The following is a 1532-nucleotide window of genomic DNA, read 5'->3' as shown; positions in this document are numbered from 1 at the left end:
GGGCCGCTGCCGTTGCGCGCGGCGGCGACGCGGTCGGGCTCATAAACGCCGATGTTCAAGAACATCGACGGCACGCCGGCGTTGACATATTCCGAATAGTCTTCGCTGGTCGTGTTCGCAGGGCTGACGTTGAGCTTGTCGCCGAAGGCCGCTTTCAGCACCCGCTCGGCCTGGCCGACCACCGCGGCATCGTTCACTACCGCCTTGGTGCCTTCGTCGAGGTGGATTTCGGGCGCAGGCGCATCCGCCATCGCCGCCACCGCTTTCGCCGTTCGCTCGATCCCGGCCAGCATCCTCGCGCGCACCTGCGGCTTGAAGCTGCGGATCGTGCCGATCACCCTGGCCTCGTCGGGGATGACGTTGCCGGCGGTGCCGGCGTGGATCGCGCCGATGGTGACAAGGCCGAATTCGGTCGGGTCCTTCTCGCGGCTGATCACGCTCTGGACATCGACGACAAAGCGCGATGCCATCATCACGGGATCGATGGTCGCCTGCGGTATCGCGCCATGACCGCCGCGGCCGACGAATCTGATGAAGAGACCGTCGACATTCGACGATCCGACCCCGACCCTGTAGGTCACGGAGCCGTAGGCCCCACTGCCGTCGTGCAGGGCAAATCCCGCATCGGGCTTCGGAAAGCGGGTGAACAGGCCATCGGCGATCATCGCCCTTGCGCCCGCGACCTCTTCCTCGGCGGGCTGCGCGATGAACATCAGCGTACCGTGCCACTGGTCCTTGATGCCGACCAGGGTCTTCGCCGTGCCGACCCAGCTCGCCATGTGGATGTCATGGCCGCAGCTATGGGCGACGAATGTCTCGCGGCCCTGCCAGATCTGCTTGTCGCGGCTGGCATAGGGCAGGCCGGTCTTCTCCTCCATGGGTAGCGCATCAAGCTCGGTGCGAACCATGATGGTGGGACCGTCACCGTTCCTGTAGATGGCAACAAGGCCCGTCTTGCCGACGTGCTCGGTGACTTCAAAACCAATCGCACGCATCTCGCCGGCGAGTTTCGCCGCAGTCTTCTCCTCCTGGAAGGCAATCTCGGGATGGGCGTGGATGTCCTTATAGAGCGCGTCGAGCTTCGGATATTCGCTCTCGAAGGCGGTCCCGATGGTTTGCTTCAACCTGGCGACGTCGAGCTCCGCATGGGCGGACGGCGAGAGCAGGCTGTACAACGCCACGGAAGCGAGCAGAGGCCTTACGAAGCGCATCATCCGATCCTCCGGTTGTTTTTAAGCGCTCTTTTATTCACCTAGCACATCTCGTCGCATCTTTCCGCCATAGAAATGGAAGAACGGCACCGGCGCATCGCGGCGGAGCGGGCTGTCGCGTTGAGCAGGTTGCGCGTCATCGGATGCAGATTGGCGAGCGGTTTTGAGCCGAGCCCGACCCAGAGCGGCTTGTCCAGCCCCGCATCGAGGCGTCTCTTCGAACCAATCCGCTGCTTGCGCCGACCAAGCCATGACCCCGCGAGGAGACCCTTCATGGCCGGCGCAATGACCTTGGACGGCGGCATCGTCCGCATCGACCGG

The 1532-nt window shown here is 63.9% G+C and carries 1 protein-coding gene and 1 pseudogene; both read right to left on the bottom strand.

Annotated features, from left to right (window positions below; translation table 11 throughout):
• Positions 1 to 1214, bottom strand: a 1214-nt coding sequence (locus IC66_RS0131490) for an amidohydrolase (RefSeq protein ID WP_038950315.1), incomplete at its 3' end; no start/stop codon positions are given.
• A 30-nt stretch (positions 1215 to 1244) separates the two neighbouring features.
• Positions 1245 to 1417: pseudogene (locus tag IC66_RS43770) on the bottom strand (NUDIX hydrolase); the annotation flags it as partial.
• Positions 1418 to 1532 lie beyond the last annotated feature (115 nt).

Source organism: Bradyrhizobium genomosp. III (genome assembly GCF_000261705.1).
GTDB classification, from domain to species: Bacteria; Pseudomonadota; Alphaproteobacteria; order Rhizobiales; family Xanthobacteraceae; genus Bradyrhizobium; species Bradyrhizobium ottawaense.
The sequence above is the reverse complement of the archived record's forward strand: the minus strand, read 5'-3'. Positions and strand labels throughout refer to the sequence as shown.